The organism is Polymorphobacter sp., from assembly GCF_051860865.1.
Taxonomy (GTDB): domain Bacteria; phylum Pseudomonadota; class Alphaproteobacteria; order Sphingomonadales; family Sphingomonadaceae; genus Sandarakinorhabdus.
Genome location: NZ_JBIMKZ010000024.1, coordinates 21,815 through 38,490 on the forward strand (window position 1 = coordinate 21,815; position 16,676 = coordinate 38,490).

17 protein-coding genes are annotated in these 16,676 nt (G+C 67.3%); 4 read left to right on the forward strand and 13 right to left on the reverse strand.

Annotation, left to right across the window (positions count from 1 at the left end; genetic code table 11):
* Positions 1-167: 167 nt before the first annotated feature.
* Together ACTIFJ_RS06400 and ACTIFJ_RS06405 are read right to left on the reverse strand one after the other, a co-directional pair.
* Entirely contained in the window at positions 168-932 is a 765-nt protein-coding gene (locus ACTIFJ_RS06400) for a SapC family protein (RefSeq protein ID WP_439533263.1), read from the reverse strand.
* Positions 933-1,065: 133 nt separating this feature from the next.
* On the reverse strand, positions 1,066-2,484 hold the full coding sequence (locus tag ACTIFJ_RS06405) for an FAD-binding oxidoreductase (protein WP_439533264.1): 1,419 nt from the start codon (positions 2,482-2,484) through the stop codon (positions 1,066-1,068).
* Between the two features lie 69 nt (positions 2,485-2,553).
* Here ACTIFJ_RS06405 and ACTIFJ_RS06410 point away from each other — a divergent pair, with 69 nt between their 5' ends.
* Both ACTIFJ_RS06410 and ACTIFJ_RS06415 read left to right on the forward strand, forming a co-directional pair.
* Complete coding sequence (locus ACTIFJ_RS06410) at positions 2,554-3,084, forward strand: hypothetical protein (RefSeq protein ID WP_439533265.1); 531 nt, start codon at positions 2,554-2,556, stop codon at positions 3,082-3,084.
* A gap of 120 nt (positions 3,085-3,204) precedes the next feature.
* Positions 3,205-4,791 carry a DEAD/DEAH box helicase gene (locus ACTIFJ_RS06415; protein WP_439533266.1) on the forward strand — a complete coding sequence of 529 codons (1,587 nt, stop codon included), beginning with the start codon at positions 3,205-3,207 and terminating at the stop codon, positions 4,789-4,791.
* A gap of 5 nt (positions 4,792-4,796) precedes the next feature.
* Here ACTIFJ_RS06415 and ACTIFJ_RS06420 read toward each other — a convergent pair whose 3' ends face one another.
* The 5 genes from ACTIFJ_RS06420 to scpA form a co-directional block, all read right to left on the reverse strand.
* Positions 4,797-6,059, reverse strand: coding sequence for a hypothetical protein (locus tag ACTIFJ_RS06420; protein ID WP_439533267.1), 1,263 nt, complete (start codon positions 6,057-6,059; stop codon positions 4,797-4,799).
* Positions 6,056-6,943 (reverse strand): sterol desaturase family protein, encoded by an 888-nt coding sequence (locus tag ACTIFJ_RS06425; RefSeq protein WP_439533268.1) that lies wholly within the window; start codon positions 6,941-6,943, stop codon positions 6,056-6,058. The genes ACTIFJ_RS06420 and ACTIFJ_RS06425 overlap by 4 nt, the downstream gene beginning before the upstream one ends.
* Positions 6,940-7,305 (reverse strand): hypothetical protein, encoded by a 366-nt coding sequence (locus ACTIFJ_RS06430; RefSeq protein WP_439533269.1) that lies wholly within the window; start codon positions 7,303-7,305, stop codon positions 6,940-6,942. The genes ACTIFJ_RS06425 and ACTIFJ_RS06430 overlap by 4 nt, the downstream gene beginning before the upstream one ends.
* On the reverse strand, positions 7,305-7,742 hold the full coding sequence (locus tag ACTIFJ_RS06435) for a TIGR01244 family sulfur transferase (protein ID WP_439533270.1): 438 nt from the start codon (positions 7,740-7,742) through the stop codon (positions 7,305-7,307). Before ACTIFJ_RS06435 ends, ACTIFJ_RS06430 begins: the two co-directional genes overlap by 1 nt.
* 79 nt (positions 7,743-7,821) lie before the next feature.
* Entirely contained in the window at positions 7,822-9,975 is a 2,154-nt protein-coding gene (gene scpA / locus ACTIFJ_RS06440; RefSeq protein ID WP_439533271.1) for a methylmalonyl-CoA mutase, read from the reverse strand.
* 121 nt (positions 9,976-10,096) lie between these two features.
* Here scpA and ACTIFJ_RS06445 point away from each other — a divergent pair, with 121 nt between their 5' ends.
* Positions 10,097-10,330, forward strand: a complete 234-nt coding sequence (locus tag ACTIFJ_RS06445) for a hypothetical protein (RefSeq protein ID WP_439533272.1) — start codon at positions 10,097-10,099, stop codon at positions 10,328-10,330.
* A gap of 1 nt (position 10,331) precedes the next feature.
* Here ACTIFJ_RS06445 and ACTIFJ_RS06450 read toward each other — a convergent pair whose 3' ends face one another.
* Both ACTIFJ_RS06450 and dgcA read right to left on the reverse strand, forming a co-directional pair.
* Positions 10,332-13,118, reverse strand: a complete 2,787-nt coding sequence (locus ACTIFJ_RS06450; RefSeq protein WP_439533273.1) for a [protein-PII] uridylyltransferase — start codon at positions 13,116-13,118, stop codon at positions 10,332-10,334.
* A gap of 36 nt (positions 13,119-13,154) precedes the next feature.
* Positions 13,155-14,147 (reverse strand): N-acetyl-D-Glu racemase DgcA, encoded by a 993-nt coding sequence (dgcA, locus tag ACTIFJ_RS06455; protein WP_439533274.1) that lies wholly within the window; start codon positions 14,145-14,147, stop codon positions 13,155-13,157.
* Between the two features lie 45 nt (positions 14,148-14,192).
* Here dgcA and ACTIFJ_RS06460 point away from each other — a divergent pair, with 45 nt between their 5' ends.
* A complete protein-coding gene (locus tag ACTIFJ_RS06460) occupies positions 14,193-14,501 on the forward strand; it encodes a hypothetical protein (protein ID WP_439533275.1) in 309 nt (102 codons plus the stop codon).
* A 57-nt stretch (positions 14,502-14,558) separates the two neighbouring features.
* Here the strand turns inward: ACTIFJ_RS06460 and ACTIFJ_RS06465 are convergent, their stop codons facing one another.
* The 4 genes from ACTIFJ_RS06465 to ACTIFJ_RS06480 form a co-directional block, all read right to left on the reverse strand.
* Complete coding sequence (locus ACTIFJ_RS06465; protein ID WP_439533276.1) at positions 14,559-15,416, reverse strand: alpha/beta hydrolase; 858 nt, start codon at positions 15,414-15,416, stop codon at positions 14,559-14,561.
* Between the two features lie 115 nt (positions 15,417-15,531).
* Positions 15,532-16,011, reverse strand: a complete 480-nt coding sequence (locus tag ACTIFJ_RS06470; protein WP_439533277.1) for an SRPBCC family protein — start codon at positions 16,009-16,011, stop codon at positions 15,532-15,534.
* Positions 15,989-16,327, reverse strand: coding sequence for an ArsR/SmtB family transcription factor (locus tag ACTIFJ_RS06475; RefSeq protein ID WP_439533278.1), 339 nt, complete (start codon positions 16,325-16,327; stop codon positions 15,989-15,991). The genes ACTIFJ_RS06470 and ACTIFJ_RS06475 overlap by 23 nt, the downstream gene beginning before the upstream one ends.
* 43 nt (positions 16,328-16,370) lie before the next feature.
* On the reverse strand, positions 16,371-16,610 hold the full coding sequence (locus ACTIFJ_RS06480; protein WP_439533279.1) for a UvrB/UvrC motif-containing protein: 240 nt from the start codon (positions 16,608-16,610) through the stop codon (positions 16,371-16,373).
* Positions 16,611-16,676: the final 66 nt, after the last annotated feature.

Consider the following 16,676-nt stretch of genomic DNA (forward strand, 5'->3'; position numbering starts at 1 on the left):
AGGCCAGCAGAAGACCGACGCATGCACGATATGAAGTCATGATATACCCTGTTTTTCTGTTATCCTTTACGCCTATATGAGATATTATCTCTCGTCAACGCATCCGCACAAAAAAAGAGCCCCGGCGCCAAGCGCCGGGGCTCTTTTAAGCGGTCGGGTCTATAAGGTCAGGCGGCCTTGGCGGTGGTCGCCGCGAACTGACGCTCGAACAGCGGTGAGATCAGCGACAGCGAGAACAGATGCGCATAGACCAGCCCGAGCATGCCGGACTGCACCAGCTTGCGCGCCTGGTCGCCGCGCAGCGCCTGCAGCTTCTCCTCGGAGACCATGCGGAAGCCGCGATACACGGCCGGCTGGGCCAGCCCGTCGCGGTTGATCGTCACTTCGCCGTCCATTAGCAGGTCGAGCTTGGCCAGTTCGTCCATGAAGGCGCGGGTACGGAACACCGCCTGTTCGAACTGCTCGCAGAACTGCAGCACATTCTTGGTAAGCTCGGTTGGCTCGGTACCGTCAAACAGTTTTTCCGATGCCTCAGCGTTGACCAGCCCGCTGCCCTCGTCGAAGCACAGCGACAACTCCTCGCGCTCCGGCGAAAGGCGGGCAAGCATGAACGGATGGCGGCGCACGAAGGCGGGCACATATTGGCCGGCTTCCCACTGGTTGTCGGCGCCGACATAAAGGTTCTCGCCTTCCTGAAGACCAACGAGCGCCAGAGGGGCCGGATTGTCGCCGAGCCCGAAGACAATCGGATAATGGCGCTGCGCCACCGGGAATTCATCGACAGTCACCGGGATTGCATGGGTGCCCTTGGTGAAGCCCAGGTCGGTACGCTGGCCGAGGCCATGGTTGCCATGCACCTGCGAGGAAAGAGGCACCAGGGAGGAGTAGAAAAGCGGCAGCTGTTGCTGGGCATTGGCGGGCGTGCTGGCCATGATGGACTTTCCAAAACCGAAATTCTGCGTTTCAAGGCCCCGAGCGGCCCGGCGGAGCCTGTTCAGTAGAAAACATGGCCGTCAGGCGCAAGGGCTGGCGCGCGGCGCTACAACGAGTTCAGCAGCTTTTTGTTCAGAGTATCTTGCCAGGATTCATCAGCCCCTGCGGATCGATCGCGTGCTTGATGGCGCGCATCATCGCCAGTCGTGCTGGCGGCAGTAGCCGCGCCAGGTCGGCGCGCTTCAGCGTGCCGATGCCATGCTCAGCCGAGATGCTGCCGCCGGCCTCGGTCACCAGGTCATGGACCATCCGCGTCACTGCCGGGCCATGCTCGCCCGCCCACCGCACGCCGTCAGGCCCGGCCGGCACCCGCACGTTGAAATGCAGATTGCCGTCGCCCAGGTGCCCGAATGCCATCACCCGGCTGCCGGGGAAGGCTGTTTCCACCCGCGCTGCAGCGGCCACGGCGAAATCCGGCAGCGCCGCCACCGGCACCGAAATGTCATGGTGCAGCGCCGGCCCGTCGCGGCGCTCGGCCTCGGGCAGGTTCTCGCGCAGCTGCCACAGTGCCGCTGCCTGCGCCGCGCTGCCGGCGATGGTCGCGTCGCCGATCTCGCCGGCCTCCATCGCCGCGCCGAGTGCCTCGACCATCACAGCCTCCAGCGCCGCCGGCCCGGCCAGCTCGATCAGCACATGCCAGGGGTGCCGCCCTTCCAGCGGCGGCCGGGCGCCCACCGCATGCGCCAGCACCAGCTGCAGCCCGTCGTCCGGCATCAGCTCAAAGCTTTCGACCTGCCCGCCCGAGGCCGCCCGCAGCCTGCGGAGTAGATTTAGCGCTGCCTCCGGCCCGGGTAGCCCAGCCCAGGCGACGATCCGCGCCTCGGGCTCCGGCACCAGCTTCAACGTCAGCTCGGTGATGATCCCCAGTGTCCCCTCGCTACCGATCAGCAGCTGCTTCAGGTCATAGCCGCGATTGTCCTTGGGCAGCCCGGCCAGCTGGTCGAGGATCTCGCCGTCCGGCAGCACCGCACGCAGCCCCGCCACCAGCGCCCGCATGGTGCCGTGTCGCAGCACTTGCACGCCGCCGGCATTGGTTGCCGCCAGACCGCCGATCGTGGCGCTGCCCCGCGCCGCCAGCGACAGCGGAAAGTTGAGCCCCTGCCCAGCCGCCGCGTCATGAACATCGGACAGGATCGCCCCGGCCTCGGCGCGCAGCGTCATCCCGCCCGAATCGACCGGGTAGATCCGGTTCATCCGCTTCAGGCTGATCATCACCACATGGCCATCGGCGGGAGGAATACCGCCGCCAACCAGACCGGTGTTGCCGCCCTGCGGAATCAGCGCCACGCCGTATTGGGCGGCTGCCTTGACGATTGCCGCCACCTGTTCCGTCGTGCGCGGCAGCAGCAGCAGCGGCGTCTGCCCGAAGTGCTTGCCGCGCCAGTCGGCCAGGTGTGGTGACAGTACATTGGGGTCGCTGGTGGCGTTGCCCGGCCCGGCCGCGTCAGCCAGTGCCGCCAGCGCGGTTGCCGATGGCATCATGGATTCCATATTGCTCATCCATCCTCCATAGACGTCCCGTTGCCCGGGGCAAAGCGGCAGGGCAGGGGCTAAATTCAGATGGCGTTCAACCAGACCTGTGCAACCACTGTACGGGGCAAAAGGATACATAGGCCGCACGTGCAGGCATTAAAGGCATTTCCAGGGCAGATTCGACTGCTGGTAGCGGCAGTGCTGCTGATCGGTGCCGCGCCGCAGCGCCGGCCGTCGCCGCCTGAGCCGGAACCTCGCGGCGAGGCCCCGGTGGATGTACTGACACCATGGGAACGGATGAAGGTGGGGCCGGGCGAGCCGCTCGCCACCCGCCCCCAGCCGCCGCGCCAGGGCCGCAGCACCTGCATCCGCATAGATACCATCGCCGGCGCCCAGCTGTTCGGCGATGCCGGGATCGAACTGACAATGAAGAACGGCCAGCACTGGCGAATGTTCTTTGTCCAGGAATGCCCGGCGCTGAGCTTCTACCAGGGCTTCTACTATCGGCGCGGCAAGGCCAACATGCTGTGTGCCGGCCGTGATGTCGTCGGCGCGCGCTCCGGCGGCGAATGCAAGATCGCCAGCATTATTCCTGTCAGGATCGACCCTTCGCGCTAGTTCATGGCCCCATACGGGCCGGATTCTACGCTGCGGCGCACCTTTTTCTTTGACATTCAGCACAGATGCTGAACAAGCGGCCGGGATATCTCCGGTAGCATAGGACAGGCACAGACACTCATGGGATTTGCTGAACTCGGGCTTTCGGAAGCATTGCTGCGTGCGGTCTCGGACAGCGGCTATGATATCCCGACCCCGATCCAGAAGCAGGCCATCCCGTCGGTGCTCATGGGCCGGGACATTATTGGCGTCGCCCAGACCGGCACCGGCAAGACCGCCAGCTTCGTGCTGCCGATGATCGATATCCTCGCCGAGGGCCGCAGCCGCGCGCTGATGCCGCGCTCGCTGATCCTCGAGCCAACGCGCGAACTGGCCCAGCAGGTTTCCGAGAATTTCGACAAATATGGCAAATATCATAAGCTCAGCATGGCGCTGCTGATCGGCGGCGTCTCGATGGGCGACCAGCTGGCGGCGCTGGAGAAGGGCGTCGACGTGCTGATTGCCACGCCGGGCCGGCTGATGGACCTGTTCGGCCGCGGCAAGATCATGCTCGGCCAGTGCGGCCTGCTGGTTATCGACGAGGCCGACCGGATGCTCGACATGGGCTTCATCCCCGATATCGAGGAAATCTGCACCAAGCTGCCGGCCAGCCGCCAGACGCTGCTGTTCTCGGCCACCATGCCGCCGCCGATCAAGAAGCTCGCCGACAAGTTCATGTCAGACCCCAAGATGGTCCAGGTGGCGCGGCCGGCCAGCACCAACACCTCGATCACGCAATGGGCAGTCCCCGTCGAGCCGCGCGGCAAGCGCGAGACCCTGCGCAAGCTGCTGCGCGATCCCGAGCTGAAGAACGCCATCATCTTCTGCAACCGCAAGCGCGACATCAAGGAGTTGGTCGACAGCCTGCGCCGTTCCGATTTCGCCGTCACCCAGATTCATGGCGACATGGAGCAGGCGGACCGCATCCGCGAGCTGGAGCGGTTCAAGTCCGGCACGGTCAACATCATCGTTGCTTCCGACGTGGCGGCGCGCGGCCTCGATATTCCGGGTGTCAGCCATGTCTTCAACTATGACGTGCCGCACCATGCCGAGGACTATGTCCACCGCATCGGCCGCACCGGCCGCGCCGGCCGCACCGGCATCTCCTACACGCTGATGACGCCGGACGAGGCCGAGAACCTCGCCGATGTCGAGAAGCTGATCGGCCAGAAGGTGCCGCGCTGGGGCCAGGACAAGGGCGCCGCCGTACCGGTGCCGGCATTGCCCGCCGAGGCCGAACCCCTCGAGCCGGCGCCCGCCGTGTCGCCGTCCCGCCCGGATAGCCGGCCCGAACAGGCCCTGGACGACACCGGCGCGCCCCGCAAGCGCCGTCGCGGCGGTCGCGGCCGCCGCAAGGACGGTGACCCCGTCCGCGACGCCTCGCCCCCGGCTGCCGAGCCCCGCGCCGCCCGCGAAATCCCCGTTGCTGAGGCGCCCCGCGCGCCGTCTCCAGTTCAGCCACCGCGCGAACCACGCCGTGATGACCGGCCGTTGGATCGTCCCCGCCAGGCGCCTGTCGCCGCTCGATCAGACAATCGTTACGATCGGCGCGATGACCGCCGGGGAGACAACCGGCGCCCGCGTGATGACGATGACGGCGAGCGCTTTGTCGGCTTCGGCCCCGAGGGCCTGCCCGATTTCCTCACTCGCAAGGCCACGCTGGTCTAAGCCGGTCAGTCGCGGGCCAGCCGCCGCTGCAATTGCGCATCGCGCACCGCCGTTTCCGCCGCTGACCGCTCGACCTCATAGCCGAGCCGCGCCGGAAACCCGACCACTTCCGACACCGGCCGCCGCAGGCTCGGCGGTGCAGCCGTGTTAGCGTGGCCCATCCGGAAGGCCAGCGCCGGGCGCGGGCTTCCTGCCGGCAGTAGAGCCCGCGCCGCCTCGGCAAAGCGCGGCGGCTGGCCCAATGCCGCCTCGCGGTCTATCATCTCGGGCAGCTGGTTGAGCGGCTGCGCCACCAGCCCCAGCCCGGTGGCGATCAGGTGCAGCCGCTGCCACGCGGCCCCGATCAGCAGCGCCTGGCGCCGCGCCGTCTCGTCGGGGGCATGGATGATCCCGAACAGCGAAGCCGTCGGCAGATGCACCTCGGCCGTGGCCTGCCGCCAGTAGCGACCCTCGGTGGCGGCGTCCTGTGCCGGCAGCATCGCCGCGGCGGCAGCGGTCAGTGATGGCAGCCCGGCGGTCGCCAGCGTCAGCCCGTCCTTGCGCCGGTCGGCCTCGCCCCGGTCATGGCGGAACCAGCGGTGCGCCGCCGCCATCATCTCGGCATCCTCGGTAATCGCCACCGTCGCCTCGTTGGTCAACGCCGCGAAGCGCCGCCCGGCCTGGCTGTCGGCCTCGAACAGCGTGATGCTGATATCATCCGGCCGCGGAAAATCGAGCAGCGCCCCGCGTTCCACGCCGTCGATCGGCGCGCCGGTCCACGCACCACGGTGGGTGTGCCGCCGGCCGATGGCGCCGAGTAGCGGATGCGGCGGCGGTGCCCCGGCACTCTCGGTATCGAGTTCGATCCGGGCGACATGCCCGGCATTGTCGGGATCGGGCAGCAGCCGCACCGTCGCCAGCCGGCCGATCCGCGTCGAGGCCAGCGCCATGTTGTGGATGGCGCCGCCGAGCCCCGCCAGTCGCTCGCGGCCGAACGGGTCGATCGGCCCCAGCGCGCGGTCGGGCACCTCGAACACATCGACCCCGAGCCGTCCGATGGCAAAGCGCCACGGCTGGCTGTTGTGTGGTGAGGCTGCCAGCAGCCCGGCCGAAACCAGCGCCAGTGGCCCCGAATGCCGCCCGGTCGACCAGTCACCCCAGGCGCGCAGCCCCGGCGTCTCGCCGAATTCGATCACGCCCTGGTCAATGGCCCGCACCAGCCCGGCCGCCGCCACCAGCCCCAGCCCGCCGCCGCCCCAGCGCAGCAGCTGCCGCCGGCTGGCGTTCATTCGGCTGGTGTCGGCAGCAGCGGCGGCGGCGCGGCGCGGGCCCGAATCGTCTCGCTGGTCTCGCCGGTCACCGCGCCCGGCGGCCCGAACATCGCGCGCGCGGCATCGCCCAAGCTCCGGGCCCGCACCACATCGCGGCCGATGCCCCACCATTCATGCGCCGCCACCCACAGTGGATTGAAGCTCATCAAATTGTTGACGATGCCGTAGCGCGGCGCCTCCCCCTCGGCGAAGAAAGTGCCGAACAACCGGTCCCAGATGATCAGCACGCCGCCATAGTTGGTATCGAGATACTGCGGGTTGGTGCCATGATGGACACGGTGGTGCGACGGCGTGTTGAGCAGATACTCCAGCCCGAACGGCAGCCTCCGCACCATCTCGGTATGGATGAAGAACTGATAGACCAGGTTCAGCCCGGCGCAAAACAGGATCATCTCGACCGGAAAGCCGATCAGGAACAGCGGCAGCCGGAAAGCAAAGCTCAGCGACAGGAAGCCGGTCCAGGTCTGCCTCAGCGCCGTCGAGAAATTATAATGCTGGCTTGAATGATGGATGACATGGCTGGCCCAGAACCACCGTACCCGGTGGGCGGTGCGATGGAACCAGTAATAGGCAAAATCCTCGCCGACGAAGCACATCGCCAGCGCCCACCAGGTCGAGGGGATGTCGAACAGCCGATAGTCCCACAGCCATCGACCGATCGCGACGATCGCCCCGCCGAACAGGATCGCTGCCACGGTGTTGCCGATTCCCATCGACAGGCTGGTGCCGGTGTCCCGCCAGTCATAGGCGCCGCGGGCGCCGGCGCGGATGGCGAACATTTCCAGCATCGTCGCCACGATGAACGCCGGCACGGCCAGCTGGACGATGTCGGGCAGGATCAAAACCGCGCCGCCCAGACGCCGGCCTGGTCCCCAAGCGCCAGCGCTATCGTCGGCTTGCCGGGCTCGGCCAGCCGCACACGGAGCACATCACCCTCGACCACGGCCAGGCTGCCCTCGAGCCGCCGCACCACGAACCGGTCTCCGAAGCCCGACACCAGCGCAAGCCGCCCGTCGCGCGCCGCCACCAGCGCCGCACGTCCGTCCGCCGCTACGGCGGCTTCCGCCGGCGCAAAGCCGGCAATCGCCTCGCCGGCGCGGTGTGCCGCTTCTTCGGCGCTCTCCAGCAGCGCATTCCGGCCGAATCCCAGCGCGCGTGCCAGCAGCACCAGCGTCACCACCCCGAAGATCGAGGTCCAGAGCATCAGTCCGCGGTCGGCCCCGCCGCCAGCTGGCGCAGCACCGGCGTCATTGGCCGGATGTCATAGCCCGCCGCCGTTGCCGCCGCGACCAGCGTCTCTGCCGATGTGCCCCGGCTGGCCTCGGCCAGCGCCCAGAGATGCGTCGACCGGGTGCCGGACCGGCAATAGGCCAGCACCGGCCCTTCAGCCCGAGCCAGCGCCCCGGCCATTGCCGCAACCTGGCCAGGGTTGATCCCCGAATGATCGACCGGAATCGCCACATAATCGAGCCCCGCCGCCCGTGCCGCCGCCTCGATGGTGTCGCCCGCCGGCTGGCCGGCGACCTCGTCATCGGGTCGGTTGTTGACGATCAGCACAAAGCCATGCGCCGCCAGCGCCGGCACTTCATCGGGCGTAATCTGCGGGGATACGGAAATCTTGGGCGTGAGCTGTGCAATCATCGCCACAGATTAGGTCCTCAACGCCGCCGAGGGAAGGCGCAAAGGACCGCCGTTGCGCATTCGGCAGACGCGCCACCCCTCATTCCGCCGCCAGGGTCTCCCCCGCCGGCGGCAGATTATGCCCGAGCAACCGCAGCAGATCCGCAGCCGCCTCGACGATATTCGTCCCCGGCCCATAGATTGCCGCCGTGCCGATATCACGCAGGAATTCATAATCCTGCACCGGGATCACCCCGCCGGCGATCACCCTTATGTCTGGCCGCCCGGCGTCCTTCAGCTGTTGGATCAGCGCCGGCACCAGAGTCTTGTGCCCGGCCGCCAGGCTGCTCGAGGCCACGAGGTCGACATCGAGGTCGAGCGCGAGCGTGCGCGCCTCCTCCGGTGTCTGGAACAGCGGCCCCACCGTCGTCTCGAAGCCAAGATCGGCAAGCGCAGAGCCGACCACCTTGGCGCCGCGGTCATGCCCGTCCTGGCCCATCTTGACGATCAACACGCGGGGCGGACGACCCTTGCGCCGCTCGAAGGCTTCAACCCCCTCGGCCACCCGCACATAGGCCGGGTCGCCCTTATAGGCCTCGGCATAGATGCCCTTGGCCATGCGGACGATGGCGACATGCCGGCCATAGACGTCCTCTAACGCGGCGCTGATCTCGCCCAGCGTCGCCCGCGCCCGCGCCGCTTCCACGGCGGTTTCGAGCAGGTTGGTTGTCCCGGCGGCCGCATCGCGCAGCGCCTGCAGCGCCGCATCGACCCGCGCCTGGTCACGGCTCGCCCGCAACGTCTCCAGCCGTGCAATCTGGCTGGCGCGCACGGCCACATTGTCGACATCGAGGATCTCGAGCTTCTCCTCGCTCGACGGCTTGTACTTGTTGACGCCGACAATCACGTCCTCGCCGCGGTCGACTCGCGCCTGCTTCGCCGACGCCGCCTTCTCGATCTCCAGCTTCGGCATGCCGGTGTCGACCGCCTTGGTCATCCCGCCGATCGCCTCGACCTCGGCGATTAGCTTCTCGGCGCCCTCGACCAGCGCCGCCGTCAGCGCTTCGACATAATGGCTGCCGCCCAGTGGGTCGACGACCCGGGTAATGCCGGTCTCTTCCTGCAGCACCAGCTGGGTGTTGCGGGCGATGCGCGCCGAAAAGTCGGTCGGCAGCGCGATCGCCTCGTCCAGCGCATTGGTGTGGAGCGATTGGGTGCCCCCCAGCGCCGCCGCCAGCGCCTCGACCGTGGTGCGGATGACGTTGTTATAGGGGTCCTGCTCCTGCAAGGACACGCCGGAGGTCTGGCAATGGGTGCGCAGCATCAGGCTGCGCGGATCCTTGGCGCCGAGATCCGTCATGATCTTCGCCCAGAGCGTCCGCGCCGCCCGCAGCTTGGCCACTTCCATGAAGAAGTTCATGCCGATGCCGAAGAAAAAGCTCAGCCGACCGGCGAAGGCATCGATGTCCAGCCCCTGGGCCTGGGCGGCGCGCACATATTCCATACCGTCGGCGAGCGTATAGCCGAGCTCCTGCACCGCCGTCGCCCCGGCCTCATGCATGTGATAGCCCGAGATGCTGATCGAGTTGAACTTCGGCATGTGCCGCGAGGTGTGGGCGATGATGTCGGCGACGATCCGCATCGAGGGCGTCGGCGGATAGATATAGGTGTTGCGGACCATGAACTCCTTCAGGATGTCGTTCTGGATGGTCCCGTCGAGCTTCGCCTGGGGCACGCCCTGCTCCTCGGCGGCGACGATGAAGAAGGCCAGGCACGGCAGCACGGCACCGTTCATCGTCATGCTTACCGACATCTGGTCAAGCGGAATTCCGTCGAACAGGATCTTCATGTCCTCGACCGAGTCGATCGCCACGCCGGCCTTGCCGACATCGCCGGACACGCGCGGATGGTCCGAATCATAGCCGCGGTGGGTGGCGAGGTCGAACGCCACCGACAGGCCCTTCTGGCCGGCGGCAAGGTTGCGCCGATAGAAGGCATTGGAGGCCTCGGCGGTGCTGAAGCCGGCATATTGGCGTATCGTCCACGGCCGCCCGGCGTACATGGAAGCGCGCACGCCTCGGGTGAATGGTGCGAACCCCGGCAGCCCGGTGTCGCCGGCATGGTCGTCGGCCGTATACAGCGGCTTGATGACGATCCCCTCGGGCGAATGCCAGTCGAGATCGGCACCCTTCACTTCCTTGGCGGCCAGGGCCTGCCAGTCGGGATAGCCGGGTTCGTCGGGTTTCACGGTCATCTGCATCTCCTGCGCGGCCCTTTAAGCGGCGAAGGGGCGGTCGCGTCAATCAGCCAGAGACCCCTGTGCCAAGAAACAAAGCCGACGCTGAACGGTTATACCGTGTCAGGAAAGGACCATCATGAACGAAAAACCCGAGACGCTTACCAAGAACCAGGCCCGCGCTGGCGAGACTCGCGGCAAAATGCGTTATGTCCTGATCATCTCGGTCATCCTGGCCGTCATCGCCCTCGTCTGGATCGCCTTCGGTACCGGCACGCCGCCGCAGGACGACCGCGCCGTCGGCCCCACCTCGGACCCAGTCGATGAAGCGGTCCGCGATCCGGGTACCGGCCAGGCGCCCGTCACCGAATAATCTACTCCGCCACCTCGAGCAGCTTGCCGGCCTCGTTCGCCCGTCGCTTGGCGGGAGTGCCGGCAGCTGCCAGCAGACGCTTCTCCAGGCTCCTCAGCCGCGCCGGGTCGATGATTTTCTCGCCTGTCAGCGCCGTCAGATAGAAGGTATCGGTGGCGCGCTCACCCCAGGTGGCGATATGCGCCGAATGAATCGTCGCCTTGCCATCAAATAGTGCGCGGGTCAGCGCGTAGAGCAGTGCCGGCCGGTCGGCGGCCCCCACCTCGATCACTGTGTAGCGGTTCGACGCCAGATTATCGAAGATCACATAGGGCTCGACCTTGAATACCTCGGCCCTGCGTCGCGCCAGCGGCCGCGCCGCCAGCCTGTCGGCAAGGCGCACCTTGCCGGTCAGCACGTCGGCGATGGTACGCTCGACCCGCTTCAGCTGCGCTGGCTCCTCAAACGGCTGGCCGAGTGGATCGGCAATGGTGAAATTGTCGACCGCCATGCCGTCCCGCGTCGTATGAATACGCGCGTCCAGAATATTCGCTCCGGCTAGGCTGATCGCCCCGGCGATCCGGTAGAACAGCCCCGGATGGTCGGCAGCATGGACCGACACCAGTGTCGTTCCTGTCTCGCCGTCCGGCTTGCACGCGATCGCCAACGCCAGCCCTTGCGCCTGCGCATCCTCGATCATCCTGGCATTGGCAACCAGCGCCTCGGGCGGTTCGGCGATCCAATAGCTGTCGGCAAAACGCGCTGCATAATCGGCGAACACCCCCGGCGCCCAGCCCAGCGCCCGTCCAAGTTCAGCCTGGCGCTCGCTGATCCGCTCGGTCCGGCCCTTCTGCTTGTGGCCACGCCGCAGCACCTCCTCCGCCGCCTCGAACAGCTCGCGCAGCAGCTGGCCCTTCCAGTTGTTCCATACGGCGGGCCCGACGGCGCGGATATCGACGACGGTCAGGATCAGCAGCAGCCGCAGCCGCTCGGGGCTGGCGACAGCTTCGGCAAAATCGAGAATGGTCTTGAAGTCGGCGAGGTCGCGCTTGAAGGCGGTACGGCTCATCAACAAGTGATGGCGGACCAGCCAGGCCACCGTCTCGGTCTCAGCCGCGCTCAGCCCCAGCCGCGGGCAAAGCTTCATCGCCACCTCTGCGCCCAGCTCCGAATGGTCGCCGCCGCGCCCCTTGGCAATATCGTGCAGCAGCACCGCCACATAGAGCACCCGACGCGACGCCAGCTGCTGGATCAATGCATGGCTCAGCTTGTGCTCGGCCCTGAGCGCCCCCGATCCGATCCGCGCCACCAGCCCGATCGCCCGGATGCTGTGCTCGTCGACGGTATAATGATGGTACATGTCATATTGCATGCGCGCCACGACGCGGCCGAAGTCCGGCACGAACCGCCCGAACACACCAGTATCGTTCATCCACCGCAGCACCGTCTCGGGATCATGCGGGTCGGTCAGCACCTCGAGGAACAGCGCATTGGCCGCCTTGTCGCGCCGTACCCGATCATCGATCAGCGCCGAATCCTCGGCTGCCTGCCGCATCGCCTGCGGATGGATCGGCAGCTTCTCGCGTGCCGCCACAGCAAAGATCTCGATCAGCCGCACCGGATCGGCCTTGAAGAAGTCCTCGCTCGGCACGCCGATCTGCCCGCGCCTGAGCGTGAAGCCCTTGAACCGCGCCGGCCGCCGGGTCAGCGACGGCAGCCACGCCGACCGCGAGGTCTGCTCGTCGAGCTGGGCCAGGAACAGCCCGGTCAGATCCCCCACCGTCCGCACGGTGAGGAAATAATGGCGCATGAACCGTTCCACCGCCGACATGCCGCCGCGCGTGCCATAGCGCAGCCGCGCCGCCAGCTCGGGCTGTACATCGAAGGTCAGCCGGTCCTCGGGCCGCCCGGCAATGTCCTGCAGATTGATCCGCACCGCCCACAGAAAACTCTCGGAACGTCGGAACTGCCGCGCCTCGCCCGCTGTCAGCAACCCCTTGTCGACCAGCTCGGCAACATGCTCGATCCCGTAAACATGCCGGGCGATCCAAGCCAGCGTGTGGAGGTCGCGCAGGCCGCCCTTGCCCTCCTTCAGCTGCGGCTCGACCAGATAGCGGCTGTCGCCCATCCGCTGGTGGCGCGCGTCGCGCTCGGCCAGCTTGGCGGTGATGAAGGTCCGCGCCCCGCCGGCCACCACCTCGGTACGGAACCGCGCCACCGCTTCCTCGAACAACGGCTGGTCACCCCAGATGAACCGCGCCTCCAGCATCGCCGTGGCGATCGTCACATCGGCGCGCGTCGCCCGCACCTGCTCGTCGAGGGACCGCGTCGCATGCCCCACCTTCAGCCCCAGGTCCCAGAGCAGGTAGAGCATCGTCTCGATCAGCTGCTCGCCCCAGGCCGTCTGCTTCCACGGCGTCAGGAACAGCAGGTCGATGTCGCTGAACGGCGCCATCTGCCCGCGCCCATAGCCGCCCACCGCCACCAGCGCGATTCGTTCGCCAGACGTCCGGTTGCTGCCCGAGATCAGATGGCCGACGATCGCATCGAATGCGAGCCGCAGCAGCTGGTCCATCAGAAAGGCCCGGGCGCTCGCCAGCTCCAGCCCCTTGGCCGGATTCTCGTGCAGCCGCCGCCGCAGCTCGGCATTGCCGTCGGCCAGCGCCTGGATAAGCACCTCTGCCAGCGCCGCCCGCCGCGCCGCCACATCGTCGAGCGCCGACAGCCGCGCTTCCAGCGCATCGGCCAGCGCCCGGCGATCGATGATCGCGCGGCGGCTGGGAACCTGGGTCTCGGGGCGGCTGGCCATGCCCCTACCTAAGCACGCGCCACGTCGAATGAAAGCCTAGCCCCAAAGCGCCGGCTCGGGCGGCCACACGTCCGAATGCCGGTAGTGCATGCCCCCCGACCGGTCCTCGATCAGCAGCGGCGCATCGAGATCGGCAAACTCGCTCTGCACCGCCAGGTGAAACGCCGGCGCCATCGCCAGCGACGTCCCCAGCATGCACCCGGTCATCAGCCCCAGCCCGCGCTGCCGTGCCGCATGCGCCAGCGCCAGCCCCTCGGTCAGCCCGCCCGCCTTGTCGAGCTTGATGTTGATGAACCGGTACCGCCCCATGATCGCCTCCAGGCTCGCCCGGTCATGGCAGCTCTCGTCGGCACACAACGGCACCGCACTCGCTACGCCGTCCAGTTCGCCGTCGCGTCCCGCCGGCACCGGCTGCTCGATCAACTCCACCCCCAGCCCGGCCAGCGCCGCCGCCGTCCGCCCCACATCGGTGCCGCCCCAGCCCTCATTGGCATCGACGACGAACCGCGCATCCGGCGCCGCCGCCCGCACCGCGCGCATGCGCTCCACATCCGCCGCCGCCCCGCCGCCGCCGCCCAGCTTCACCTTGATCAGCTCGCGCCCCCGGGCCGCCGCCGCCGCCTCGGCCATCGCCCCCGGCTCGCCCAGGCTGATCGTCAGCGCCGTCAGCATCGGCCGGAACGCCGGCAGCCCCAGCCGCTCGCGCACCGACACGCCGGACGCCTTGGCCTCCAGGTCCCACAATGCACAGTCGATCGCATTGCGCGCCGCCCCCGGCGGCATCAGCCCCAGCAGTTCGGCCCGCCCCACGCCGTCCGCGACCGCCCCGGCCATCGCCTTCACGTCTGCCGCCACCCCCTCGGCCGTTTCGCCGCGATAATAAATCGCCGTCGCCTCGCCCCGGCCAACGACAGAGCCCTCGGCCACCGTCGCCACCACCACATCGACATGCGTCTTCGCCCCGCGCGCGATCACGAACGCACCCCGCACCGGATAGCGCTCGATCCCCACCGTCAGCACCCGCGCCATCGCCACCCCTATTGCTTGTCCTCGCCGTCCCCCTAAACTCCCCCCATGGACGAAGAGCAAGACGTCGAGCTCGATCCCGTCGCCGCGGTGGCGCGTATCACCGCGCTTGAAATGCTTGTCCGCCAGATGATGATCGTCCAGCTCCGCATTCTCGACCGGATGGGCGAGATCAAGCTCGATCCCGCCTATATCAAGGGCATGGCCGAGGCCTATTCGGAAAAGGTCGACAGTTCGCCGATCATCGAATCCAACTGGCCCGAAGTGAACTACGCCTTCAAGGTCAACGTCCTCCACAACCTCGAGCGCTTCTTCGACGAGCTGGAAAAGCACATCCGCGAGCATCCGGCACCCTAGGGCAGGGGCCTCCGGCGGCCGGAGGCTTGCCCCCGGACCCCTGCCATGGACTTTCGCTCAGGCGGGGATGGGGGTGCGAGCTTCGATCCAGGCGATGATGTCATCCATGACCTGCTCGCGGCCGAGGTCGTTGAGCAGGTCGTGATAATGGCCTTCGTACAGCGTCAGCGTCTTGTCGGCCGACCCGGCGGCATCGTGGAACTGCTGGCTGCCGTCCGGCCGCGTCGCCTTGTCGGCGCTGCCATGCAGGATCAGCACCGGCAGGGTGATGCGCGAGAATTCGCGCTCGAACCGCTCGCCCGCCCGCGCCAGCGCCGCTACGGTCTGCACAGGCTGCACCTCGTCATGCGTCAGCGGATCGGCATTGAGCTGCGCCACCCATGCCGGATCGCGAGAGAAATCCTCCATCTTCAGCCGCAGCACATGCGCATGCGGGAAGAAATGGCTCGCCCCTTCCAGCAGCTTCAACGCGAAGTTCGGCGCATAGACGCGGAAGGCAAAGCTCTCGCAAATCAGCCCCGCCAGCCGGTCCTGATGGTCGAGCGCATAGGACACCGCCGTCACCCCGCCGGCACTGTGCCCGAGCAAGAATACCGGCGCCTCGGGATGCCGGGCCCGCGCCCGTTCGATCGTCGCAGACACATCATCGACATAGTCGTCGACGCTCTCGACATAGAAACGCTCGCCCTCCGACCGGCCGCGCCCGCGCAGGTCGAGCACGCTCACCGCAAACCCCCGCGCCGCCAGCGTTTCGCCGGCCCAGAGATACTGGCCGCCATGCGAATTCACGCCATGGCAGATGACGATTGTTGCCCGGGGCGTTCCGGCCGGCTCCCAGAAGCGGACGAAAATCCGCGGCCCCTCTGTCCGCTCGATCCACTCCTCACAGGCAGTCGCAGGCGTAGCGTGGGTCATCGTGGCCCCCTCGGACGAACCTTGCCAATATACAGCATCGCTGGGCCGGAGGATATGACTGTCATCAGGTCGCCAGCCAGACTTGACCCAACGCGGCGTGCGTCGCCGTCGCGCCTCAAAGCTGTCCGGCGAGCGCTTCCAGCTGGTTCAGGCAGGTCTCCCAGCCTTGCTGGAAACCCATCTCGTCATGCTTAAGACGATCGGCGTCGGACTTGTGGCGCACCACCGCCCGATACCATGTGCCTCCGTCGACCGCTTCCATCGTGATGTCTGCGGTCATGAAGGAATTCGCATTCGGCCGGAACTCCGGGCCGAGGGCGTCCGTCCACACCAGCCGTCTGAGAGGCTCGGCCAACAGGACGCAGCCGGGTATTTCCGACATTTCGGTCCCTTCCGGAGACGCCATCACGACCGAGAATATGCCCCCCGGCCAAGGCTCGATCGCGACGCGGGCGACGGTCCAGGGCTTGGGGGCAAACCATTGCACGAGCAATTCCGGCTCGGTCCACGCCCGCCAAAGCTGGGCAGGGCTGGCCTTCACCATGCGCTCCAGCACGAGATCGAGGGTCGGATCATGGGCCATCAGTTCCTCCATCGTCAGTCATCTGGGCAAGAAACGTGTCGAGCCGGTCGAGCCGCGCTTCCCAATGCGATCGTTGCTGGCCCAGCCAGAATTCGGCCGCCCGGGCCGCATCGGGCTGGAGCCGACAGGTGCGGATACGCCCTGCCTTGTCTGACCGGATCCAGCCGCCGGCCTCCAGCACTTTGAGGTGCTTGAGGAAACTGGGCAGCGCCATGTCGTGCGGCGCCGCCAGTTCGGAGACCGCCGCCGGCCCCGCCGCCAGCCGGGCGATCACCGCCCGGCGTGTGGGATCGGCAAGCCCATGGAAAATCGAATCAAGGTTAGCCATGTGTCTAACTATTATCACAAACGTGTTCGGGTCAAGTCAAAGCCTAGCGTTTGCGCCCCTTGGTCATCGGATCGGGCTTTTTCGGCCGCCGCCATCCTGCCGGGGGCTCGGGCTTGGGATGCTGGGTGCCGATGCCCATCGCGCCGGGCACCTGCGCATGGATTTCGCTGGGATCGATGTCGAGCGCGCGCAGCGCATCGCGCAGCCGGGCGGCGCGTTCGAAATCACCGGCCGCCGCTGCTGACCGCATCTCGCCCTCAAGCCGCTCCCGGTTCGTCGCCATTCGGTGAGTGTATCGCCGACAACACCCATGTCCACCAAGACCCCCTTTCAAGGGGTCCGGGGGCAA